Genomic DNA, 23689 nt, shown 5'->3' on the forward strand with positions numbered 1-23689 from the left:
ATAGTCCGGCCCCTGCCAGATCAGGCGATGCAGATCATCAGTACCGTGCACAGCACCAGCATCAGCACGAACACGCGTCGGCTCAGTGCCAGGCAGGCCAGATAGGCTGCGAGCGCCCACGCCGCCAGCAGCGCGCAGGCTGCCATCCATAGCCCGATGCCCATCATCGAACCGGCTGCCAACGCAGACAATGCGATGGCCTTGAACAACGCCACGCCCAACACGCTGCCCAGCATGCCGGCCTGCAGGGCGATGGCATCATGGCGGGCAGGTGCGTGGTGGTGGTGCATTGCGGGTCCGGTGCGGGCCGAGAGCGCGGCGTCGGCTGCACTGTGCCGAAATGCACATCCACGAAATGTGTTCATCGCGCGCGAAGACCGCGATGAAGCCCGTTCAGTCAAACTCACCCTCGGCCGATTCCAGACGCTGCCGGTACGCCGCGCGATGCTGGTACAGGCGCTGGCATTCGGCCGACCTGTGGATGCGGCTGCCGGGTTCGTTGGCTACCGAGTCGCACATCCGCGCGATGTGGTTGTTTTCCGCCAGTTCGGTGACGAAGAACACGGCGGTGATGCCGGTGCCAAGCAGCACGACATACAGCAGGCGGCTGAGCCAGCGCGACAGCTTCCGCTCGAAGTGCTGCTGGATGGTCAGGTCGAAGCGGATGATGCTGAGCACGATCCAGACGATGGCGACCAGGAAGCAGAGCGTGGGCAGCAGGCCGCGCCAGATTCCTGCTTCGTATACCGACTCGCTGTAATGGACAGCGGCCCCGGCGCCTGCGATGGCGATGGCCAGCGCCCAGTTGCGGCCCAGCGAGAGCAGGTCATCGAGCAGCTTTTCGCGGTTCCTGGTTGGTCCTGCTGCCACGAGGGTTCCTTCTGCCTGTTGCGACCGGCGACGGGCTGCCGCCGATCATGCAGATGGTGGAGCATCGCTTCAGCGATGAGAAGCCTGCCCGCTCAGTATCCGCCTGCGCGTGCACCGATCCAGCGCCGGTAGCGGCGGGTCCGGCATTTGCCAGCAGCCTGTGCCAACAGCAGCGCCCACACCGGTGAGACACCCGGCGCGGTGGGGCGGCGCTGGCTCAACCGCCCCAGCTGGTACTTCACCGCTGCCATGTGTGCGCTGGCGGCCAACGGCTTGCTGCGCCAGTCGATGGTGCGCAGTGTCGGCACCGGGTCGCGGCCCTGCTGCCAGCGTTGCGGCAGATCCGGCTCGATCGCCAACGCAGTGGCGATGCCGACCATGGCCACACCGCTGTCCAGTACCTGCTCGGCCACGGCGTGACGGCGGATGCCCCCGGTGACCATCAGCGGCATCGTCGCCACCGAGGCGATCTCGCGTGCGAATTCGAGGAAGTACGCTTCCCGGGCCACGCTGCGCTGGTCGCGTGCAGCGCCGGTCATGGCCGGTGCTTCGTAGCTGCCACCGGACAGCTCGACCAGGTCCACGCCGAGCGGCGCCAGCATTTCCACCACTGCGCGCGCATCCTCGGGCGAGAAGCCGCCGCGCTGGAAATCGGCGGAGTTGAGCTTCACGGCCACCGCGAACGTGGGCGACACGGTGGCGCGCACGCCCTGCACGATCTCCAGCAGCAGGCGCGCACGGTTGTCCAGGCTGCCACCCCAGCGGTCGTCGCGGCGGTTGGACAGGGGCGACAGGAACTGGCTGAGCAGGTAGCCGTGCGCGGCATGGATCTCCACGCCACTGAATCCGGCGCGCTCGGCCAGCTCGGCGCTGCGGATGAAGCGGGCGATCACCTCTTCGATGTCCGCCTCGGTCATCGCCCGCGGCGGTGCGAACTGCCTGGACAGCGCGCCCATCTCCAGGGCGACGGCTGACGGCGCGAGTGCGGGTTGGCCGAGTGCGGCCGGCATCTGCCGCCCGGGATGGTTGATCTGCATCCACATCTGCCCGCCCCGCGAGCTTACCGTTTCGGCCCAGGCGATGAAGCGGTCAAGGTGGCGATCATCTTCCAGCACCACGCCGCCGGGACCGGTCATGGCGCGGCCATCGACCATCACGTTGCCGGTGATGATCAGCCCTGCGCCGCCGTCTGCCCAACGCTGGTACAGCTGCAGCAGCGCATCGGAAGGCGCGTGGTCGGCGTCGGCCATGTTTTCCTCCATCGCCGCCTTGGCGATGCGGTTGCGGATGACGGCACCGGAGGGCAGTGCCAGGGGCGAGAACAGCGACATCGGACAGCTCCAGGACAGGGGAATGGCGCTACGCTAACCTTCAAGTTTGATTGAAGGTCAACGGGTTCCCATGTCGAGGATTCAGGCAGATGAAGATCGGTGAGCTGGCCCGCCTCACGGGCCTCGCGGCGTCGCGCATCCGCTTCTATGAAGACGCGGGGCTGCTGGTGGTGCAGCGCCAGGCCAATGGTTACCGCGACTACCCGGAACAGGCGGTGCTGCTGCTGGAGCTGATCACCGGCGCGCAGCGTGCCGGCTTCAGCCTGGAAGAGATCCGCGCCTTGCTGCCGCCGGACATGGGCCAGTGGCAGCACGATGCGTTGATCACGATGCTGCAGCAGAAGGTGGCCGACATCGAGGCGTTGCAGCGGCGGTTGGCAGAGAGCCGGGCGCACCTGCTGGCCCTGATCGAGGACATCCAGGCGCGACCGGACGGCATCGACTGTGCAGCCAATTCGCGGCGGGTGCTGGACCGCGTGAAGCGCGGTGAGCTGGCGCGGCCTACCCTGGCGGCCGGCGATACGGCGTTGCTGCGACCGGATCGTCGCCGCCGCACGGGCAGCGACTGACGATCCGGCGCGGTGTTCAGTGGCTGCCGGCGACGGCGGTCTTGCGCTTCTTGTCCAGCATCACTGCCACGCACCACAGCAGCAGGCCGCCGATCGCGGTAGCCGCACCGACATAGCCGGTGCTGGCCGGGCTGAAGCCGGCGCTGATCGCCATGCCGCCCAGCCACGGGCCGAGTGCATTGGCGGTATTGAACGCGGCGTGGTTGGAGGCCGCTGCCAGCGTCTGCGCTTCACCGGCCACGTCCATCAGGCGGGTCTGCAGCACCGCCGCCAGCGCGCCCATGGTGCCGACGGTGATGATCATCGGGCCGATGGTCCACACCGACTGTGCGGCCAGCGGGTACAGCAGCAACATCACGATCGACCACAGCAGCACCACGGCGGCGGCCTTGAAGTGGAACTTGTCCACCAGCCAGCCACCGGCGATGTTGCCGATGATCGCGCCGATGCCGAACACGCCCACCGCCAGCGGCATCCACGATTCGGCCACGCCGGTGACCTGCACCAGGGTCGGTGCCAGGTAGGTGAACACACAGAACATGCCGGCGAAACCGACCGCACCGATCGCCAGCGCCAGCCACACCTGGGTGGTGTTGAAGGCGCGCAGCTCGCGCATCGGCGAGGTACGCACTTCATCCGGGTCCGGCAGCAGGAAGCGCGCGATCATCGCCACGGTGGCGATGGCCAGCACGCTGACCAGGGCAAAGGCGGTGCGCCAGCTCAGCTGCTGGCCCAGCCAGGTGGTCAGCGGGTTGCCGACCAGGATCGCGATCGACAGGCCCAGCAGCACGCGCGACATCGCCTGGCCGCGCTGGCCGGCGGGACTGATCGCCGCAGCCACCAGCATCGCCACGCCGAAATAGGCGCCATGCGGCAGGCCGGCGACGAAGCGTGCCACCAGCATCGTGCCGTAGTTCGGTGCCAGCGCGCTGGCCAGGTTGCCAATGGCATAGAAGCCCATCAGCGCCAGCAGCAGCTTGCGGCGTGGGAAGCTGGCGCCGACGAAGGCGAGGATCGGCGCGCCGACCACCACGCCGATGGCGTAGGCGCTGATCAGATGGCCGACCTGGGTTTCGGAGATCGACAGGCCGCGGCTGATCTCCAGCATCAGGCCCATGCTGGCGAACTCGCTGGTACCGATGGCGAAGCCGCCCAGTGACAGGGCGAGGATGATCAGGGTGCGCTGACGGGGCGTCAGCCGCGCAGCCAGGGAAGAGTTGGGGCTCATGCGGGGGCGCGATGGGGGCGGGGAGCCAGCCATTGTACTGCTGCACCGCAGCAGGAGCAGCCACGCTGGGGGTAAATCAGTGTTTGATCGGTGGCGATGCCGCGTCCGCTGCGGGATCGGCCGCCGATCCCTGCCACCGGTGTGCATGCGCAGACGACATGCCAGCGGGCATGATGATGATGCAGGGGACTGTGGCGTTGCTCAAACAAGGAGGCGGATCGATGCAGGAGTTCAAGCACGTGCTGGAGTCGCGCGGGCGCTATCAGCTGGTAGCGGTGTCCTACGCGCCGGTGTACGCTCCGGGCGATGTGGTCGGCCATGCGGTCGTCGCCGACGATGGGGATCGTCTGACCGACCTGATATCACTGGCCGAAGCGCGCCAACGCTTGTTGCAACTGGTGCGTGAGGAGGGCGAGGAGCCCGGGCTGGAGAACGAGAACCACCTGCGGAAGAAGGCGTCGCGCTGGCGCCACCGCTAGGCCGTCGCGCCGCGTGCGCATCATGGAGGATTCGGGTGTTGCCCAGTAAGAAGTATCTGCTCATCGCCATCATCACGCTGGCGACCCTGCTGCTTGGTTTCGTGTTTTCCGGTTACCTGACCCTGCTGTTCCTGGGGCTGGACACCCAGCTGTTCACCTGGAACACCTACTACCAGTACGTCCACGCCATCGGCCAACCGCAGGTTGCGCCCTTCGTGGGCAAGATCAAATGGGCTGGCTACGTGGGCTTCGGCCTGCCCCTGCTGGTGCTGCTGGTGACCGGCCTGGTGCTGCTGCTGAAGAAGGACAAGCGCTCGCTGCACGGCGACGCGCGCTTCGCCACCGGTGCCGACCTGGCCAAGCACGGCATGTTCAAGAAGACCGGCCAGAGCATCGTGGTGGGCAGCCATGGCGGCAAGCTGGTGCGCCTGGATGGCCAGCAGTTCGTGATCCTGGCCGCGCCGACCCGCTCGGGCAAGGGCGTGGGCGTGGTCATTCCGAACCTGCTGGAGTACGGCGAATCACTGGTGGTGCTGGACATCAAGCAGGAGAACTTCGACCTGACCAGCGGCTGGCGCGCCAGCCAGGGCCAGGAGATCTACCTGTTCAATCCCTTCGCCGAGGATCGGCGCACGCACCGCTGGAACCCGCTCAGCTACGTCTCCGACGATCCGGCCTTCCGCGTCTCGGACCTGATGAGCATCGCTGCGATGCTGTATCCGGACGGGGCCGAGGACCAGAAATTCTGGGTCAGCCAGGCACGCAACGCGTTCATGGCCTTCACCCTGTACCTGTTCGAGAACTGGGACGACGAGCGCAGCAGCGGTTTCCCGGGCGGCTCGGGCACGCCCACGCTGGGCGCGGTGTACCGGTTGTCCTCCGGTGACGGCACCGAACTGAAGAAGTACCTCAAGACCCTGTCGGAGCGGCCATTCCTCACTGCCAACGCCCGTTCGGCATTCGCCAACATGCTGTCGCAGGCCGATGAGACCTTCGCTTCGATCCTGGGCACCTTCAAGGAGCCGCTGAACCCCTGGATCAATCCGGTGCTGGACAAGGCCACCAGCTGCAACGACTTCCTGCTGACCGATGTCCGCAAGAAGAAGATGACCATCTACATCGGCATCCAGCCGAACAAGCTGGCCGAGAGCCGGCTGATCATCAACCTGTTCTTCAGCCAGCTGATCAACCTCAACACCAAGGAACTGCCCAAGTCCAACCCGGACCTGAAGTACCAGTGCCTGCTGTTGATGGACGAATTCACCTCGATCGGCAAAGTGGAGATCATCGCCTCGGCGGTCTCCTACATGGCCGGCTACAACATCCGCCTGCTGCCGATCATCCAGAGCATGTCCCAGCTTGATGCCACCTACGGCCGGGAAGTATCGCGCACGATCATCACCAACCACGCGCTGCAGATCCTGTACGCGCCGCGCGAACAGCAGGATGCCAACGACTACTCGGACATGCTGGGCTACACCACGGTGCGCAAGAAGAACGTCACCCATGCCCGCGAGAAGACCCACAACTTCACCGAGGAACGGCGCGCGCTGATGCTGCCGCAAGAGCTGAAGGCGATGGGGCCGGACATGGAGGTGTTCCTGTACGAAGGCATACCCCATCCGGTGAAGTGCGACAAGATCCGGTACTACAAGGACCGTTACTTCACTTCGAGACTGCTGCCGAAGGTGGACGTTCCGATGCTCAAGGTCTGAATTCACAGATGTAAAAATGTGAGCTTCGTTCGCATTCAGTGACGTGAATTGGTGAGCTTCGTCAAAAAAATAGCACGGGGAGATAGATTTTCAGGTTTTCCTGACATGGAATTGACGCGTGGTTGTGCGACCCTATGTTTGAGGTCCGGAAATATGTGCCGGGTGTCAAAGTTTCAGCAGTAGGGTGGCCAGGAGTTTGTGCCATGGAAACAAGGATGGTTTCGACGTTGGTAAGGGTGTGCAGGTGCGTGGCGGCTGAAGTCCGTCGCTCGGCCTGCAACCTGGTTGGCAGCCGCAAGGCTGCAGGGGAGCCGGGGCAGGTGTGCTGCAATCCAGCGCGTCTCCCCGTTTCCGGTGTGCGCCATGCAGCGCCGGACGACCAGGGATCCAACGCTCGGAACTGCTTTTTCGTACGTCAAAGTGAAGCCCGTATGAATCAGGCGTTTATCGCAAAAATGTCCATCGCCGCAGTGGCGGCGCTGATGGTGGCAGGTTGTGCCACCAAGTCCGCTCCCGATTTCGGAGGCCGTTGGAAGCCGGTCAACCGCTTTGCTGCGGCAACGACCGAAATCCCGCTGTACTCCAGCTACGTCTACCAGGCCTCGCCGATGGATGGCACGCTCAAAGCCATGCTCGAGCGCTGGGCCAAGGATTCCGGACGCACGCTGGACTACCGCCTCAGCTCGGACTTCACCCTGTTCGGCGCGGTCTCGAACATCGACACCACCAATGCACAGCAGGCCGTGATCGATCTGACCGCAGCCTATGCAGCGCAGGGCATCTCCGTCTCCATCGTTGGCAACCAGATCGTTGTGCAGAGCGCAGGCTCGACGCCGACCGCGTCGGCGCAGGGCGCTGAGTCCAGCAGCGGCACCTGAGTCCACCTCGAAATCATCGAACGTGCCGCTCCCCGCGCCTGTCGCAGGGGTGCCACGCCCATTGATGTTTCAGCAGTACGGAAGAATCCATGTTCCGCAAGAAGGATCCCGGCAATAGTCCCAAGGTCGAGCAGTCGGTCGCCAAGGCGGTCAGCTACGAGATCACCGTGGCCGACATGGCACGCCGCAGCGAGCGACGTGCGTGGTGGGTGGCCACAGGCTCATTGCTGATGTCGCTCGCCCTCGCGGGTGGCTATTACTACATGCTGCCGCTGAAGGAGAAGGTGCCGTTCCTGGTGATGGCCGATGCCTACACCGGCACCGCGACCGTTGCGCGCCTGAGTGGCACCTTCCAGGGCGAGACGATCACCACCAACGAAGCGATCAATCGCAGCAATGTCGCCCAGTACGTGCTCGCGCGCGAATCGTACGACTCGGCGGTGATGGGCCTGCGCGACTGGGAACTGGTGTTCGTGATGTCCACCGATCCGGTGGCGCAGTCCATGCGCGTCCGCTATGCCGGCAACAACCCGCAGAACCCGTTCGTGATGTATGGCCGCGAGCGCGCCATCCGGGTCAAGATCCTCAGCATCACGCCGCTGGGCGCCGAACCGAACGGCAGCTTCCGCGGCGCTTCGGTACGCATCCAGCGCAGCCTGCTGGACAAGCGCACCGGTGTCGCCACCTACCTGGACAACCAGCTGGTGACGATGCGCTTCGGCTACAACCAGAACCTGGCGCTGTCCGAACAGGATCGCATCCTCAACCCGCTGGCGTTCCAGGTCACCGAGTACCGCGTCGACAACGATTACTCGCGTGGCGTGCCGGTGCCGGATGACGGCGCCATGCAGGCGCAGGCGCAGCAGGCCGCGCAGCAGGCGCAGGGTGTCTACGATCCCAACAATCCGGCCGCGGCCACGATGATCGATCCGGCTACCGGCCAGCCGGTCGCGGTTCCGGCCAACGGCCAGGTGCCGGGCCAGTCTGTACAGGGTCAACCCATGCCGGGCCAGCCTGTACAGGGTCAACCCATGCCGGGTCAGCCGGTGCAGGGGCAAGCAATGCCGGGGCAGGCCATGCCCGGACAGCCGGCCATGAGGCCGGCGCAGAACAATTCCACCGGAACTGCTGATGGAGCAAGCAACCGATGAGTAGTCGAAATATCAGGGGAAGCGCGCTGGCGCTGCTGTCGATGTTGTCGTTGCTGTTCTCAGCAGCGGCGATGGCGCAGGCGGTTGACCACTACGAGTACGAGAAGGACCGCATCTATCCGGTTCGCACCGGCCTGGGCCTGACCACCCAGATCGAGTTGAGCCCGAACGAGAAGATCCTCGACTACAGCACCGGCTTCAGCAGCGGCTGGGAACTGACCCGTCGCGAGAACGTGTTCTATCTCAAGCCGAAGAACGTCGACGTCGACACCAACATGATGGTGCGCACCGAGACCCATTCCTACATCTTCGAGCTGAAGGTGGTGGCCACCGACTGGCGCCAGCTGGAACAGGCCCGTCGTGCAGGCGTGCAGTACAAGATCGCCTTCGTCTATCCGAACGACACCGTGTTCGGCGTCGCCCAGGAAGCGGTCGAGGAAGAGGCCAAGCCGTTGTTGAGCTCTGAACTGGCCAAGGACCGCCAGTACAACTTCAACTACTCCTATTCGACCAGCAAGGCGAAGAAGATGGGGTGGCTGATCCCGGTCAACGCCTATGACGATGGTCGTTTCACCTACCTGAAACTGCCGAATTCGCCGGAGTACAAGACCGGCATCTTCCCGGCGGTGTTCGGTCGCGAAACGGAATACGGTGAAGACTTCGTGGTCAACACCACGGTTGAAGGCAATACGCTGATCGTGCACGGGACCTACCCGTACCTGGTCATCCGCCACGGCGACTTCGTCGTCGGCCTGCGAAGGAACGTGAAGAAATGAGCCAGCAGAACACTCCCGGAAACGACCCGAACAACGGACGCGACGAGAGCCAGAGCCCGTACGGCGCACAGGGTGCCCCGGACGCGCAGTCGAACCCGTACTTCGGCACGACCCAGGCCGAGCCTGCGCCGGATCTGGATGCGGCCGCACCGCAGCTGCGCTCGGCCGAAGAACAGCGGCTGAACCGCAAGGCGCTGATGTTCCTCGGCGGCATCGTGGTGTTGCTGGTGGCCATGGGCTTCCTGCTGTTCCGCAAGGGCCAGGATGGCAAGGACACCGCACCGAAGGTGCCTGATGTCGCGCGTGCCACCACGCCGACGCTGCCGGACGCCGTGCAGACCGATCCGGGTCCGACCCAGGCAATGCAGCCGGTTGACCCGATTCCGATGTTGCCGCCGCCGCCGGCGGGGCCGACGCGTGCGGAACCTGCGTTCAGCATGAGTGAGCGTGAAGCACCGCGCGGTCCGACGCTTGCCGAGCGCCGGATGGGTGCGTCGGGGAATGGCTTTGTTGGCGCTGGGGACAGCGCGGGCGGTGAAGGGCAGGGTGGCCAGGAAGACGAGCTGACCCGCACCCTTCGCCTGCAGGCCCAGATGATGGGTGGGCAGCAGAATGCAGCGCCGGCCCGCGTTCGTCGCGGCCCCGATGTTGATGATGTGTCCAATGCCAGCTACATCCGCAGTCCCGATGCGCTGCTGGTGCGCGGCACCTACCTGCGTTGCGTGCTGGAAACCCGCATCATCACCGACATCGCGGGCTACACCTCGTGCCTGCTGACCGAACCGGTGTACTCGATCAACGGCCGCAATCTGCTGCTGCCCAAGGGTTCCAAGATCTATGGCGCCTATGGCGGCGGTCCCACTGGCAAGCGCGTGGAAGTGATCTGGGATCGCATCACCACGCCGAACGGCATCGACGTAGCCATGTCCAGCCCGGGCGTGGATCAGCTGGGCGGTGCCGGCCATCCGGGCCAGTACAGCGCGCACTGGGGCAGCCGTATCGCTTCGGCGCTGATGATCAGTCTGCTGGCGGACGCGTTCAAGTACGCCGCTGCAGAGCATGGTCCGGAAACCACCACGGTGGCCAACAACGGCATGACCATCCAGTCGCCCTATGAGAGCGCCACCGCGCGCACCATGGAGCGCCTGGCCAATGAGTCGCTCAGCCAGCGTCGTCCGCCGACCGTCACCATCAACCAGGGCACGATCGTGAACGTCTACGTCGCCAAGGACGTCGACTTCACCAACGTGCTGCACCCCCGCCGGTAACCCAACGAACGATCATGGACGCCGAAGTGTCACCCCTCGCCCTCGTCTCCAGCGATTTCCTGCGCTATCAGTACGAAGTGCTGGGCATCGCCGAGTACATGACTTCCCCGGAAGTGACGGAAATCTGCATCAACCGTCCCGGTGAGCTGTACCTGGAAACGCGGGCCGGGTGGCAGCGGGTGGATGTGCCGAGCCTGACTTTCGAGCGGGCACGGCAGTTCTGCACGGCGGTGGTGAACGAGAGCAACACCGGCCAGCGCATCACCGATGCCGATCCGGTCGTGTCGCTCACGTTCCCCACCGGCCAGCGTGCGCAGTTCGTGATTCCGCCCGCCTGTGACGCCGGCAAGGTGTCGATCACCATCCGTCTGCCGTCCAAGCACACCAAGTCGCTCAGCCAGTATCACGAAGATGGCTTCTTCAACCAGATCCTGGAGAGTGATGGCAGCATCAGCGAGCAGGATCGCGAGCTGCTGGAGCTGCGCCATTCGCGCGAGTACGCCGAGTTCTTCCGGCGTGCGGTGATGTACCGCAAGAACATCGTGGTATCCGGTGCGACCGGTAGCGGCAAGACCACCTTCATGAAGGCGCTGGTCAACCATATCCCGGACAACGAGCGCCTGGTCACGATCGAGGACGCGCGCGAACTGTTCCTGACCCAACCCAATGTCGTGCACCTGCTGTATTCCAAGGGTGGACAAAGCACCAGCAATGTCAGCGCCAAGAGCTGCATGGAAGCCTGCCTGCGCATGAAGCCCGAGCGCATCATCCTGGCCGAGCTGCGCGGTGACGAAGCGTTCTACTTCATCCGCAACTGCGCGTCCGGTCACCCAGGCTCGATCACCAGCTGCCACGCTGGCAGCCCGGAGCAGACCTGGGACCAGCTGGCCCTGATGGTGAAGGCCTCGACCGAAGGTTCGGGCCTGGAATTCAACGTGATCAAGCGACTGTTGATGATGACCATCGATATCGTCGTGCATATCAAGGCGCATGCCGGCTCGCGCTACATCACCGGCATCGACTTCAATCCTGGGCGTGCCCAGGGGCAGGAGGGCTGAGGGATGCTGCCAGGACTGGAAATGATGGCGTGCCCGGAGATGGCCGTATCGATGGACGTGATGCAGCACGTCATCAACGTCGAATCGTCGCGTAATCCCTACGCGATCGGCGTGGTCGGCGGCGCACTGGTGCGCCAGCCCAAGGCCTTGGATGAAGCACTGGCGACGGTGCGCATGCTGGAAGAGAAGGGCTACAACTTCTCGATCGGGCTGGCCCAGGTCAATCGCTACAACCTGGGCAAGTACGGCCTGGATTCCTACGAGAAGGCCTTCCAGCAGTGCCCGAACCTGCAGGCGGGTTCGCGCATCCTCGCCGAGTGCTACAAGCGCTCCGGTGGTGACTGGGGCAAGTCGTTCAGCTGCTACTACTCGGGCAATTTCGAGACCGGCTTCCGACACGGCTACGTGCAGAAGGTCTATGACTCCATGCGCCGCGGGCAGATGCTTGCCAGCAATGGTGTTGCACCGATCGACGTGGTCAGCCGCGGCGAGCGCCGCAGCGTGAAGGTCGAGCATCATCCGCAGCTGGCCTCTCCGGCGCAGGCGCGCATCGTTGCGCAGTCCAATGGCCCGGTGTATGTGCCGTCGGAAGACCCGGCACGCGCGTATGTCGTGTACCCCTCCACCGGGGCGATGGCGCGGGGCAGCCTGCTGAACATCGCCGACCAGGCGCTGTCAAAGGTGGTACTGGGCTCGGTGGATCGGATGATGCAGCCGCAGGCGCAGCCGGCCCAGGCGGGCACCTATCCGCAGCAGCAGGCCGCTGCCATGCCGCAGCAGCTGCCACAGCAGGGCCCCGCACAGGCGATGGCCATGCCGCAGCAGTTGCCGGGTGCTGCGGGCGCCGGCAATGAGGGCCCCGTGATGCTGCGGCCCTGGAATGAGCGCAACCAGCCAGTGGCCGGTAGCAGCAATGTGTACAACGCACCGACGCAGGCCGCGCCGGTGCAGCAGATTCCCGCAGGGGATGCGGCCTTCGTGTTCTGACGAAGTCGTGGTTCGGCCCGGCATCTGCCAGGTCATTCAGTTGTGTTAGTCCATCAACAAGGAAATCAATCCATGAAGCGATCCAATCTCGACCTCGTCCAGGCCCAGCGCACGCTGAAGACCCTGCTGATGGCCACGATCTTTGTCGGCGCCCTGTTCGCCCCGCAGGTCTTCGCCAACGGCGCTACCGACTTCGGTGGTACCGACAAGAAGGTCTGCGGCTTCTTCAACAACATCAACGGCCTGCTGAACATCGCCTCGATCGCCGTGGTCACCATCGCGGTGATCTTCGCCGGTTACCAGATCGCCTTCGCCCACAAGCGCATCGCTGACGTCGCCCCGATCCTGATCGGTGGCGTGCTGATCGGCGCCGCCGGCCAGATCGCGCGCATGCTGCTGGGGGATGGCAGCGACGGCAAGTGCGGTGGTGGCACCAGCACCTCCTACCTGATCAACCACGTGATCCAGTACTACAGTGCATAAGAACGTGGTGTTCCGCGGCTGCACGCGCCCAGCGATGTTCCTGGGCGTCCCCTACCTGCCATTTTTCATGGTGGCAGGTGGGTTGCTGCTGCTCAGCATGTACACGAACTTCTGGTTCCTGCTCACCATTCCGGTGGCGGTCTTCATCATGCGGCACATGGCCAAGCGTGACGAAATGATCTTCCGGCTGCTGGGCCTGCGCCTGATGTTCAAGCTGAAGGTGCGCAACGTGCCGGAACACGATGGCATGTGGGTATTCAACCCCAACCATTACCGCGACAAGCCGGCCCGAATGGATTGAGGTCCGGATCCGGCCTGGCGGGCGCTCGCGCCCGCCGGGTCTCTTGAAACTCCTTGGCAGTACCTCTTTGGAAGCAGTCGTATGTTCAGCCCTGACACCTCCATCAGTGAGTTCATTCCGTTGTCGTCGCATGTTGCCCCGAACGTGGTCAAGACCACGGGCGGCGACTACCTGCTGACCTGGCATCTGGAAGGGCTGCCGTTCGTCGGCCGTGAGGAGTGGGAGCTCGAGCATCGCCACAACACGTTCAACCGCCTGCTGCAGACGCTGCGCGCCCCTGACTTCGTCAACGTCGCCTTCTGGGTGCACGACATCCGTCGCCGCCGCACGCTGAAGGGCAAGAGCAACTACAAGCAGCGCTTCAACCAGGACGTGTCCGACCAGTACATGGGCATGCTGTCCTCGCAGCGCATCATGCAGAACGAGCTGTACCTGACCATGATCTACCGCCCGGTGGTGGCGGGTAAGCGCTTTGTCGAAAAATCGGCGAACGTGGATAAGCTGCGCGCCGAGCAGGAGCAGGCGGTCGAGAAGCTGATGGAACTGGCCGGCAACGTCGAGGCCGTGATCCGCGACTACGCGCCGTATCGCCTGGGCATGTACGAAGCCAAGAACGGCGTAGTGTTCTCTGAAACGCTGGAGCTGTTCGGTTACCTGATCAATCGCATCGACGAGCCGGTGCCGGTGCTGTCGGCACCGATCAAGGATTACCTGCCGGTCAGTCGCCACATGTTCTCGGCCAAGACCGGCGATTTCGCGATCAATACCCCCAATGGTGCCAACCACTTTGGCGCCATCCTGAACATCAAGGAGTATGCCGAGGGAACGTACCCGGGCATCCTCAACGGTCTGAAGTACCTGGATTACGAATACGTCATCACCCATTCGTTCAGCCCGATGGGGCGCCAGGACGCGCTGAAGGTGCTCGACCGCACCAAGGGCATGATGATCTCCTCCGGCGACAAGGCGGTCAGCCAGATCGTCGAGCTCGACCAGGCCATGGATCAGCTGTCGTCGGGCAACTTCGTGCTGGGTGAATACCACTTCATCATGGCGGTCTACGGCGACACCCAGGCCAAGCTTTCGCAGAACGTCGCCACGACCCGCGCCGAGCTGTCCAATGCCGGTTTCGTGTCGACCAAGGAAGACTTGGCGGTTACCTCGTCCTTCTATTCGCAGCTGCCGGGCAACTGGCGCTATCGCACCCGCCTGGCCAATGTCAGCTCGCTGAATTTCCTGGGCCTGTCGCCGCTGCACAACTTCGCCACCGGCAAGCAGCACAACAATCCGTGGGGCGACTGCGTCACCACGCTGCAGACCACCAACGGCCAGCCGTACTACTTCAATTTCCACGCGACCCACCCGTCGGAAAACTCGCTGGGTGAGAAGGCGATCGCCAACACCATGGTGATCGGCAAGTCCGGTACCGGTAAGACCGCGCTGATCAACTTCCTGCTCAGCCAGGTGCAGAAGTACGAGCCGTCGCCGACCATCTTCTTCTTCGACAAGGATCGCGGTGCGGAGATCTTCGTGCGTGCCTGCGGGGGCAACTACCTGGCCCTGGAGAACGGCGCGCCGACCGGCTTCAACCCGTTCCAGTGCGAGAACAACGAAGCCAACGTGCAGTTCCTGGCCGACCTGATCAAGGTCCTGGCCGGCAAGCGGGAGTACAGCGCCCGCGAGGAAGAAGACATCTATCGCGCGGTGGAGAGCATGCTCGATACGCCGATGCATCTGCGCAGCATGACCAATTTCCAGAAGAGCCTGCCCAACATGGGTGACGATGGCCTCTACGCGCGCATGCGTCGCTGGACCTCGGGTAACTCGCTGGGCTGGGTGTTCGACAATCCGGTGGATACCGTTGACCTGAGCAAGGCCAACATCATCGGTTTCGACTACACCGACATCATCGACAACCCAGAAGTACGCGTGCCGGTCATCAATTACCTGCTGCACCGCCTGGAGTCGCTGATCGATGGCCGTCCGCTGATCTACGTGATGGACGAGTTCTGGAAGATCCTGGACGGCGAGGGTGGCCTGAAGGAGTTCGCGAAGAACAAGCAGAAGACCATTCGTAAGCAGAACGGTCTCGGCATCTTCGCGACGCAGAGCCCGGAAGATGCACTGAAGAGTGATATCTCCGCCGCCCTGATCGAGCAGACCGCCACGCTGATCCTGCTGCCGAACCCGAATGCCAGCAAGAGCGACTACATGGATGGCCTGAAGCTGACCGAGGCCGAGTTCAAGGTGGTTACCGCCCTGGACGAGCGCTCGCGCTGCTTCCTGGTCAAGCAGGGTCATGCCTCCAGCGTCTGCCAGCTCAACCTGCGCGGCATGGACGACATCCTGTCGGTGATCTCGGCCTCGACCGACAACATCGACATCATGCATCGGGTGTTGCAGACCGCTGCAGTCCGCAATCGGATCACCGTGGACGAGCTCACGCCCGAGCAGTGGCTGGAAGATTTCTACAAGAACCGGAAGGGATCGGGGAAGGAACCCCGTTCCGACGCAGCCTGACGGCGGCGCTAGCAGGAGACAGGCAAGTGGATGTCAATCAGAACAACAGGAGTTTTGCCATGAACAACGTCAAGCGTCGGGCCAGCGCCCGCAAGGTACTCAAGCCGGTGGCCAAGGTGCTGGGCGTTGCCTTGGCGCTGTCGGCCACCAATGCCGGGGCATTCGGTCCGGTGCAGGAAACCGGTCCTGCGCTGTTCCAGCACATCTGGAACCAGGTCAATACCCTGCAGTCCAAGCTGCAGGAGAAGGCCCAGTTCGTCAAAGACAACACCCAGTGGCTGAAGGACTGGAATCAGACATTGACCGAGTACAGAGAGGCGCTCATCAAGGTGCAGGGCATCATGAATGACTTCGGGCTTCCAGATGCAGCGCCCTTGACGCCAGTAGCTTCAAAGTACCTGGTGGCTGAAACCTGCGGTACTGGGGCTGATCTCAAGGATATGTTGCCATCACTGGTGTTTGATTCCACGGGTGATTGGAAGAAGCAGCAGACCCAGATCTGCGTGAACATCCGCATGATGCAGAATCGCAAGTACAACGATGCGGTTGATTTCATGTTGCGCACAGGTCCCTCATTCGCGAAGAGCCTTGAGTCGATCGCTGACCTGAGATTCGGCAGCAACCTGAAGGGCAACATGGATGCGGTTGCGAGCGACTCCCTTCGCACTGCCAACGAAATGAATGCATCTGTCCAGAACTTCGATAGTCGGATGAAGGCATATGACGCCTACATCCAGGTAATGGAAGCGAATCAGAAAATCGTCGCCCAGAATGCCCTGAAGGGAAAGAAGGGGCTGGCTAGTGATCTGGTCAAGACAGTGGCGCTGAAGACTGCGCTGAGCATCGATTGATCGACGCCGGAAATAGTGAATGCATCAACCGGGAGATCGGCACCCGGCATGAAGGAATCAGACAGGAACATCAGGAATGAACATTCGATCGATCACGAGCTTTGACTTCTCAGGTGGCTTGCACGAACTGCTTGCCTATGCCGTGCGGGTACAGTCGATCGGAGACTTTGTGTTCTTCCGAACGATCCTCGACTACCTGCGCAAGCGGATCGATGACTTCGGCATTCAGTTGCTGGGCCACATGATGGCTTGGGTGGGCGGCATTGCCCTGACACTCATGACGTTGTGGGTGCTTATTCAGGGATTCCGCATTGTTACTGGCCGGAGTCGTGACTCGATGATGGTGCTGGTGACAAACATGGCGCGCGCGGCACTGATTGTCAGTGTCGCGACCAGCATGGCGATGTTTGGCGGGACTTTGAAAGATTTCCTCACCAAGGATCTGAAGAACGAGATTGCTCACGTGGTGACCGGCAAGAACGACTCGCCGGAAGATCAGATCGACAAGAGTCTGGCATGGATGCAGGTGGGCCTGTCCAGTATCGATGCGATCAAGGTGTTGGATGATGGAAACCTGCGTGATGACAAGAATCGCGCACTCTGGGCGGTAGGCTTGGGTACGGGCGGACCCGCCGTGACGGCAGGTTCGATGCTCTTGCTGTATGAGGTCGCCCTGGCGCTCTTCATTGGCCTGGGTCCTCTGTTCATCCTTTGCTTGCTGTTCGATCAGACGAAACAGTTGTTCCAGAAGTGGCTGTTCTATGGCATCGGTACGATGTTCTCGATGGCAGTGCTGGCCGCCATGATTTCCATAGCGCTGGATATGGTGATCCGTGTATCGGCTGCCTTCTGGACCAGTGCTCTAGTGGACAAGTACCTTCTCAACCCGGACGGTAGCGTTGATTTCACCAGTCAAGCGCTGCAGCAGGGCGGCATGGGCCTGATCCTCACGACGCTGATCCTGACTGCGCCCCCAATGGCTGCGATGTTCTTCCAGGGCACGCTGGGTGGCTTCGTGGCATATTCGCAGATAGGTGGCAGCCCTGCGGCGGCGCCTGGTCCGAATGGGCAGCCGCCGGGCAGCTACTACACTCCGGCAACACCTGAGAAGAATTCTGGCACGCATGGAGGTGGGACGACTTCCGTTGGTGCAAATGTCACAGTTTCTGGTGGAAGTGCTCCGGTGGGGCAGAACACCTCTGATACCGGCCGAAAGGGTCTCGCGTCACACTAATATGAATAGCTGGAAATTCGGTGCGAATGAAATGACTGCGATCAAGAATTTTTTCTGTGCAGCCTTATTTCTGGTGGTTGGTATTGCCGCCTGTACTTTGCCGCGCGTTGCGAATGCGGAGGGGCGCTGCCCGCCAGGTCAGTATCCAGTGGGAAGGGCGGACGGTGTACAGGGATGCGCCCCAATTCCTGGCGGCGCTGGTGAGGCCGCTCAGAGTGGGCCGATTCAAACCGGAAGGTGGATCAAAACGTGGGGTGCCGTCGCGATCGCGAAGGGTGGAGACGTTGGCGTAGCTTTGGGTAAGCAAAAGAAGACTGAAGCATCCTCCGAGTCGATTGCAAACTGTGCGCAGCATGGTGCTAGAGATTGCCAGGTTGTTCTGAGCTTCAAAAATCAATGCGCTGCCGTTGTCTCGCCTAGTGATGGACGGTTGGGTGGGTCTACATTCGCCCGCGCCGTATCGATCGAAGTTGCCAGTGCTACAGCCATGGATATATGCACTGGGCGTGGGAGTAGCGGTTGTAGAGTCATCTATTCCGGATGCACAGAGCCGATCTTCGAAAAGTTCTAGCGGACCTAAAGCTGGTCCGTGATCGTTCTGTTCCTCGCATGGCGCAGTCGCTGGTGAGGAAAGCCAGGCAAATTGTGTGGCAGACAGCTTGAAATTGTTAGATGTCCAGAGGAGTTGCACGACGGCACCTCGAGGCGGACTATTCGGCTGGTTTTGGAGGTCCTGCATGAGTCGTGTTCTTCTTCTGGCGGTTGCATTCTTCTTGGCCCCGCTTACAGCTCTGGCGGAAGGGCGGTGTCCACCAGGGCAATATCCGGTGGGTAGTGAGCAGGGAGTGCTGGGTTGTGCCCCGATCCCTGGAGCCGCTGCGGGGACCGGTGAAACATCCGCCCCTGTGCCAACTGGGAAGTGGGAAACTCGTTGGGGGGCAGTCGCTGAAGATCGGGAGCCTGAACCGGGTAGTCCGACGTCTACTGGCGCTGTAATAGGCCAGAAATCAAAGCGGGCCGCAGAGGCGATAGCGCTTGAGCGATGTGAAAGAAGTGGTGGAAGAAAGTGCTACGTTCGAATGGCCTACTACAATCAATGTGCAGCGATTGCAGACGTTGTTTATAGCGGGAATATGGCTGGCGGCAAGTCAACTGCAGTGAGCGCAGAGACTTTGGAGAAGGCTAAGAGCTTGGCTTTGACTCAGTGTTCCACACTCAATACGGGGGCGGCTTGCGAGATTGCCTATTCCGCCTGCAGCATGTCTGAGTTCAAGTCATTTCGCTGATGTGAATCCTGGTATTGGGTGGGCTTTGTTGCACGCTGAAGCTCTGCTTGTTTGTTTTAGGGGTGGCCCGCTGAAAAGCGGGCCATTTCTGTTTTCGCTCCTGCGTAGGGCGTGGGCTTTACACTATGGGTGGGCATTGGTCGAGGCGACGCGCCAGGCCGTGCTATAGGGCTCCATCCGCGCTACCGTAAGTCTTCGCGCCATTCGAAGGAACGAATCATGCAGAATCCCGGTCGTGTTGCCTTGCTGATTGGCGGACTGCTGTTCGCTTCGGCGGCACATGCCACTGATAGCTGGGTCATCTTCACCGGTGGCGAAACGCCGAACCGCGAGGCGTGGGTGGTCGATGCGCAAACGCTCTCCGACCGCTCGGATCTGGTCGGTTTTCTGCAGCGTGCCACGCCGGCAGAGCAGAACGCGTACCTGAAGCAGTTGCGCCGCCGGAAGCCACCGAAACCCGGTGAGCCCGTTGCTGGTCCGGAACCGGTGTACGAAATCCAGGTCAATACCATCTACGAGAACGCGACCAAACCGAATCGACTGGTCAGAAAGTACTGGGTGAACTGCTCACGGAACACCGTGGCCACCAGGACGAGTCTGATCCAGTGGCGCGATCGGCCAATGGAGAAGGTCCCACCGGATAAGTTTGAACCGCGAGCCGAGGCGACTGCTCCCTGGCAGGTGCAACTGGTGCAGTTTGCCTGTCTCGTGGGGCCTGATCCCAAGGCCAAGGTACCGGCGGCAATGATGGGGCGCGGCTTCCTTTCCATCGGTGACGTCGGGCAATCGCCGGTGGATTTCATCTGGGGCAGCCTTTGGAAGGACGGCGAACGCCCAGCATTCACCTATCGGCCGAGCGACGCTGAAATGGATCGCACTGTGCGCAGCCTGGAAGCGAATGTGGCGCGAGGCGGGAATTCGGCCATCAAGGCTCTGGATGAGTCGCGTCGCGCGGCCAACCGCGTGGGTCGCAACAATCTCATGGACATGTGGATTGGTAAGACAGAGCAGGAATTCGTACGGGAGTGGGGCCCGGCGGATCGTGTGGAGAATGGGGCCGATGGTTCGCGCACGTTGTACCTGCATCGTGGCGAGCGTGTGCAGGGGTTGAATGCTTATGGGCATGTCGTCAGTGACGTGAACAATCGATGCGATATCACGGTGCTGACGACGGACGGCTACGTCCGCGACTACGCCACACAGGGGGCTGCATGCGCCCAGCAGTTGCGCTGATCGCGATTGCTGGCCACGACGCGAGGCAGCAAAGCGTGGGCGGTGTCTCGCTGCCAGCTGCACGGGTGGCGCAGACTTTCCGTGCAACATCGCCCCAGCCGGACCGGTCCGCGTGTATGGGGGAGACGTATACACGCGGCGCCATCCGCCGCGGATCTGTTTGTCGGATAAGCCCCCGTTCACGTTAACCGCGCTTTTTCTGTGATCAAGTGCGCTTTTCATCCCAAGCCCCCTTCGACGAGCCCCGCCTCCTCGAAGTAAGCTGCGTGCGCGTCAAAATCCCGACGCATCGGTGCCATCGAACGCAGGAGCTTTTCCGTCCATGAGGACTCTGATCACCCGCGTTGCGGATGACGCTTGCCACCGTCGCGGTCGCCGTGGGCTCAGGGCTATCATCCGGCATGGCGGACGCTGGGCGCGCGTAATGCATGGCACCAGTTCCGGCCTCCGCTCGGATACTGGCAGGACGGGATTGAAGGAGTTGCAGGGGATGGAGAAGGGGAGTGGCACGCACATGGACAATGCCCTGGCGTTCGTTCCGTCCGGCGCGAACCTGCTGGAAGCCGTACGCGGCGATCTCACCGGCAACGGGATCGACGACCAGTTGCTGGTGATCGATCAACCGGCGCCTGACGGCCTGGTGCCCGGCGAGCACGGTCCCAACCGGGTGCTGTTGCTGCTGCTGGGCGACGCCGCGGGCCGATGGCAGCTGGCCGCGCGCAACGACAAGCTGGTGCCGTGCTCCACCCGTGGCGGCATCGCCGGCGATCCCTTCGCGTACGTGACGATCGAGGATGGCGCGTTCAGCGTGATCACCAATGGTGGTAGCCGTGAGCGCTGGAGCAGTGTCTACACCTTCCGCTATGCACCCGCCGAGCAGGCCTGCTGGGTGCATGGCGTGCAGCGCAGGGTGGTCGACACGGAGACCGAAGCCACCCATACGCGTGACTTCTCGGCGGCCGAGCTTGGCCGGGTGCGGTTCGAGGATTTCGACCCGTCCGTCGTCGCCGACGTGAGCTTGCCCTGAGTGCCATGCCTGTGAGGAGGCGGGAGTACCCAACGATGATCGAGCAGGAGTTTCACCGTGTCGCAGGATAGAGAGTCGCAGCTGTTGCGGCAGGCCACGGAGGCCGGCATGACCTCGTCCCGGGAACTGGCCAACTTCATGGCGCAGGCCGGGCACGAGTCCCGTGGTCTGAGCCGGCTCAATGAGAGTTTCAACTTCACCCGGGGTATCTCGCAGATCCCGGTGGAAGCGGCGTGGCGCAATGGCAATGGCGCGCTTGAGAGCGCCCGCCAGGAGGCGCTGCGTGGGCGGCCGGAGAACCTGGCCGAACTGATGTATGGCGGGCGCATGGGCAACGACGCGCCTGGTGACGCACTGAAATATCACGGCCGTGGCTATCTGCCGCTGGTCGGCAAGGAGAATTACGAGCGCGCCGGCAAGGCGCTGGATCTGGACCTGGTGAATCAGCCGGAACTGGCCGCACAGCCCGAGCACGCCGGTCGTATTGCGGTCTGGCAGTGGCAGACGCGGGTACCGGAAGGGGCGCGCGAGGATGTGCGCGAAGCGACGCGCGCGATCAATGGTGGCCTGAACGGCATCGAAGCCCGCCAGCAGCGATTCGATGCGTGGCAGCAGAAGCTGACGCCTGATGTGATGGCGCGGCTGGAGCGGGGCGAAGTCGGGGCGCCGGCCCAGCAGGCCACCGTGCGCGACATGTCGCAGCCGGGTGAGCCGGGACACGCCCTGTTCCAGGGTGCGCGCCAGCACCTGCAGCAGATGGGACCGCAGAGCGGATTGCGCAATGGGCAGGAACTGGACAATGCCGCCGGCGCGTTGGCGTTGAGCGCGCAGAAGGTGGGGATGTCGCGCATCGATCATCTGCTGGCCGGCAATGACGGTCGCACGCTGTTTGCGGTACAGGGTGCGCTGGGCGATCCGGCCATGCTGCGTGCATCGGTCGATCGCGAACAGGCGGCGCAGCAGCCGCTGGCGCAGAGCAGCCAGCAGTTGGCCGCCAGCGTTGCCCAGCAGGACCCGGCGGCTGCGCTTGCCCGCGAGCAGGAGCAGCGTTCGCGATCCCTGTAACACCCGATGCCAGCGGGCGGGGTGCCTGCTGGCGATCTACGTACGACGCGTGGCGCCCCCGTGGCGCCGACATGGAAACCCACTTGTAAGGACACCACATGCGAATCGTTCCCTCGAATGCCCGGCACGCCGCTGCCCACTGCAATGCATCCCTGCGCCGCCTGCCGCCGCTCTGGCTGCTGTCACTTGGACTTGCCGCGGCGTCGGCACAGGCTCAGGAGGCCGCCGCACCTGTCGTGGAGACGCCCCCCGCAGCCGAGGCGACCGTTGACGCGCCTGCAGGGGCGTCAACGGTTGCAGCACCCATGGCCACCGAAGCCGTTGGCGCGGCACCGGCTCCCGAAGAACCGGCTGCCGTGACACCCCCTGCGACACCTGTGGTGGATGCGCAGCCGGCGCCGACTGCGGACCCTGCGCCTGCGCCCGTTACGCCCGCAGCGGCGGCGCCTGTGGCCGCACCGCCTGCCGTCGTCGAGCCAACGGTCCCGGCGGTAGCGCCGGCACCTCCCGTCTTGGCCATCGTGCCGTTGCCGCCCGAGCAGGCGACCGAGCGGGCGCTTGGTGCCCGCTGCCCGGTGGATCTGGCCGGGCGCCTGGCGACCCAGGGCGACCTGCTGATCGGCGCCTGCCAGGGCACGATCCCGGCGCATCTGGCTGCGATGCTGGTCGCGCTGCCCGAGCAGGACATCCACCTGCCGCGCAGCTGGCGCGAGCGAGAGGTACAGCAGAAGGCCTGGTTCAAGGCCGTGCCGGGCTACGGCCAGCGCCCGGACTTCATCGTGCGGATGGGTGACATCTGGGTACGTTCGCTGGAAGGGCGCGACGCCGACAGCACGTTCTACCTGGTGTCGGCGCCGTTCACCTGCAGCGACCGGGTCGTCAACCGCGATGAGCACGGCGCGGAGCCGGTCCGTGTGCCAGCGGGTGACTGCCGCGAGGCCTATGTGGCCCAGCGTGTGTACCAGGTCCGCGGGGATGCTGCGCCGAGGGATGTGACCGCCGAAGCCATGCCGGCCATGCCGCAGCAGGCGGAAGCTGATCGTGCGCGCCAGCTGTCGCGTGAGGGCCGGATCAGCCTGGACCACAGCAAGTTGCAGTACGGCCCGGCCATGCGCTGGTTCGTGCAGTACCCGGAGTCGGCGCAGAAGGGTGGTGCGCGCGCCTACGGTGACTGGAACCGCGAGCACATCGCGTTCGTGGTCTGGACCGGTGATCGCTTCGAGCTGCGCGAGAAGGTCGCGCGTGCGCAGTGGCCATGTGATCCGGTGGCGCCCGGCGATCGCGCCTGCGGCGGATTCCCGGATTCCGGGCCGGATCTGTTCGTGACGGCCGGAGCATCACTGCCGGTGGCAGCCTCCAGCCCCTGAACCAGAGTGTCG

At 63.3% G+C, this 23689-nt stretch carries 24 protein-coding genes; 20 read left to right on the forward strand and 4 right to left on the reverse strand.

The window, feature by feature from the left end; all coding sequences use genetic code 11:
• Nucleotides 1-20: 20 nt before the first annotated feature.
• From BKE09_RS20215 to BKE09_RS20225, 3 genes are all read right to left on the reverse strand, one after another.
• Nucleotides 21-290 (reverse strand): hypothetical protein, encoded by a 270-nt coding sequence (locus BKE09_RS20215; protein ID WP_014037661.1) that lies wholly within the window; start codon nt 288-290, stop codon nt 21-23.
• A 103-nt stretch (nt 291-393) separates the two neighbouring features.
• Nucleotides 394-870: a hypothetical protein gene (locus tag BKE09_RS20220; protein ID WP_014037660.1), complete on the reverse strand. Its 477-nt coding sequence runs from the start codon at nt 868-870 to the stop codon at nt 394-396.
• Between the two features lie 92 nt (nt 871-962).
• Nucleotides 963-2201 (reverse strand): NADH:flavin oxidoreductase/NADH oxidase family protein, encoded by a 1239-nt coding sequence (locus BKE09_RS20225; RefSeq protein ID WP_075677561.1) that lies wholly within the window; start codon nt 2199-2201, stop codon nt 963-965.
• A gap of 89 nt (nt 2202-2290) precedes the next feature.
• Between BKE09_RS20225 and BKE09_RS20230 the strand changes: the two genes are divergently transcribed.
• Nucleotides 2291-2770 carry a MerR family transcriptional regulator gene (locus BKE09_RS20230; protein WP_075677563.1) on the forward strand — a complete coding sequence of 160 codons (480 nt, stop codon included), beginning with the start codon at nt 2291-2293 and terminating at the stop codon, nt 2768-2770.
• Nucleotides 2771-2786: 16 nt separating this feature from the next.
• Here the strand turns inward: BKE09_RS20230 and BKE09_RS20235 are convergent, their stop codons facing one another.
• On the reverse strand, nt 2787-3998 hold the full coding sequence (locus tag BKE09_RS20235; protein ID WP_075677565.1) for an MFS transporter: 1212 nt from the start codon (nt 3996-3998) through the stop codon (nt 2787-2789).
• Nucleotides 3999-4219: 221 nt separating this feature from the next.
• On the opposite strand from BKE09_RS20235, the gene BKE09_RS20240 reads away from it, so the two are divergent.
• From BKE09_RS20240 to BKE09_RS20330, 19 genes are all read left to right on the forward strand, one after another.
• Nucleotides 4220-4477, forward strand: coding sequence for a hypothetical protein (locus BKE09_RS20240; protein ID WP_014037656.1), 258 nt, complete (start codon nt 4220-4222; stop codon nt 4475-4477).
• A 35-nt stretch (nt 4478-4512) separates the two neighbouring features.
• Nucleotides 4513-6192 carry a type IV secretory system conjugative DNA transfer family protein gene (locus tag BKE09_RS20245; protein ID WP_075677567.1) on the forward strand — a complete coding sequence of 560 codons (1680 nt, stop codon included), beginning with the start codon at nt 4513-4515 and terminating at the stop codon, nt 6190-6192.
• Nucleotides 6193-6623: 431 nt separating this feature from the next.
• A complete protein-coding gene (locus tag BKE09_RS20250) occupies nt 6624-7070 on the forward strand; it encodes a hypothetical protein (protein WP_042358796.1) in 447 nt (148 codons plus the stop codon).
• Nucleotides 7071-7159: 89 nt separating this feature from the next.
• Nucleotides 7160-8221, forward strand: a complete 1062-nt coding sequence (locus BKE09_RS20255; RefSeq protein WP_075677569.1) for a type IV secretion system protein — start codon at nt 7160-7162, stop codon at nt 8219-8221.
• Complete coding sequence (locus tag BKE09_RS20260) at nt 8218-8997, forward strand: TrbG/VirB9 family P-type conjugative transfer protein (protein ID WP_032954280.1); 780 nt, start codon at nt 8218-8220, stop codon at nt 8995-8997. The genes BKE09_RS20255 and BKE09_RS20260 overlap by 4 nt, the downstream gene beginning before the upstream one ends.
• Nucleotides 8994-10265 carry a TrbI/VirB10 family protein gene (locus BKE09_RS20265; RefSeq protein ID WP_075677571.1) on the forward strand — a complete coding sequence of 424 codons (1272 nt, stop codon included), beginning with the start codon at nt 8994-8996 and terminating at the stop codon, nt 10263-10265. The genes BKE09_RS20260 and BKE09_RS20265 overlap by 4 nt, the downstream gene beginning before the upstream one ends.
• A 14-nt stretch (nt 10266-10279) precedes the next feature.
• The gene (gene virB11, locus BKE09_RS20270; RefSeq protein ID WP_014037650.1) at nt 10280-11323 is read left to right on the forward strand and encodes a P-type DNA transfer ATPase VirB11; all 1044 of its coding nucleotides are present in this window, start codon (nt 10280-10282) and stop codon (nt 11321-11323) included.
• Between the two features lie 3 nt (nt 11324-11326).
• Nucleotides 11327-12310, forward strand: a complete 984-nt coding sequence (locus tag BKE09_RS20275) for a lytic transglycosylase domain-containing protein (protein WP_075677573.1) — start codon at nt 11327-11329, stop codon at nt 12308-12310.
• 72 nt (nt 12311-12382) lie between these two features.
• Nucleotides 12383-12793, forward strand: a complete 411-nt coding sequence (locus tag BKE09_RS20280) for a TrbC/VirB2 family protein (RefSeq protein ID WP_075677575.1) — start codon at nt 12383-12385, stop codon at nt 12791-12793.
• Nucleotides 12786-13094: a VirB3 family type IV secretion system protein gene (locus tag BKE09_RS20285; protein WP_075677577.1), complete on the forward strand. Its 309-nt coding sequence runs from the start codon at nt 12786-12788 to the stop codon at nt 13092-13094. Before BKE09_RS20280 ends, BKE09_RS20285 begins: the two co-directional genes overlap by 8 nt.
• Before the next feature lie 81 nt (nt 13095-13175).
• The gene (locus tag BKE09_RS20290) at nt 13176-15614 is read left to right on the forward strand and encodes a VirB4 family type IV secretion/conjugal transfer ATPase (protein ID WP_075677579.1); all 2439 of its coding nucleotides are present in this window, start codon (nt 13176-13178) and stop codon (nt 15612-15614) included.
• Between the two features lie 59 nt (nt 15615-15673).
• Nucleotides 15674-16465, forward strand: coding sequence for a hypothetical protein (locus tag BKE09_RS20295; RefSeq protein WP_075677581.1), 792 nt, complete (start codon nt 15674-15676; stop codon nt 16463-16465).
• Nucleotides 16466-16541: 76 nt separating this feature from the next.
• On the forward strand, nt 16542-17699 hold the full coding sequence (locus BKE09_RS20300) for a type IV secretion system protein (RefSeq protein WP_075677583.1): 1158 nt from the start codon (nt 16542-16544) through the stop codon (nt 17697-17699).
• Nucleotides 17700-17730: 31 nt separating this feature from the next.
• A complete protein-coding gene (locus BKE09_RS20305; protein WP_240502958.1) occupies nt 17731-18270 on the forward strand; it encodes a DUF4189 domain-containing protein in 540 nt (179 codons plus the stop codon).
• A 166-nt stretch (nt 18271-18436) separates the two neighbouring features.
• Nucleotides 18437-18985, forward strand: coding sequence for a DUF4189 domain-containing protein (locus BKE09_RS20310; RefSeq protein ID WP_075677585.1), 549 nt, complete (start codon nt 18437-18439; stop codon nt 18983-18985).
• A 219-nt stretch (nt 18986-19204) separates the two neighbouring features.
• The gene (locus tag BKE09_RS20315; protein WP_075677587.1) at nt 19205-20218 is read left to right on the forward strand and encodes a hypothetical protein; all 1014 of its coding nucleotides are present in this window, start codon (nt 19205-19207) and stop codon (nt 20216-20218) included.
• A gap of 490 nt (nt 20219-20708) precedes the next feature.
• On the forward strand, nt 20709-21245 hold the full coding sequence (locus tag BKE09_RS20320; RefSeq protein ID WP_014037638.1) for a hypothetical protein: 537 nt from the start codon (nt 20709-20711) through the stop codon (nt 21243-21245).
• 57 nt (nt 21246-21302) lie between these two features.
• Complete coding sequence (locus tag BKE09_RS20325; RefSeq protein ID WP_075677589.1) at nt 21303-22310, forward strand: XVIPCD domain-containing protein; 1008 nt, start codon at nt 21303-21305, stop codon at nt 22308-22310.
• A 98-nt stretch (nt 22311-22408) separates the two neighbouring features.
• Nucleotides 22409-23677: a hypothetical protein gene (locus BKE09_RS20330; protein WP_170871778.1), complete on the forward strand. Its 1269-nt coding sequence runs from the start codon at nt 22409-22411 to the stop codon at nt 23675-23677.
• Nucleotides 23678-23689 lie beyond the last annotated feature (12 nt).

It is taken from the genome of Stenotrophomonas sp. TD3 (genome assembly GCF_001939825.1).
Classification (GTDB): domain Bacteria; phylum Pseudomonadota; class Gammaproteobacteria; order Xanthomonadales; family Xanthomonadaceae; genus Stenotrophomonas.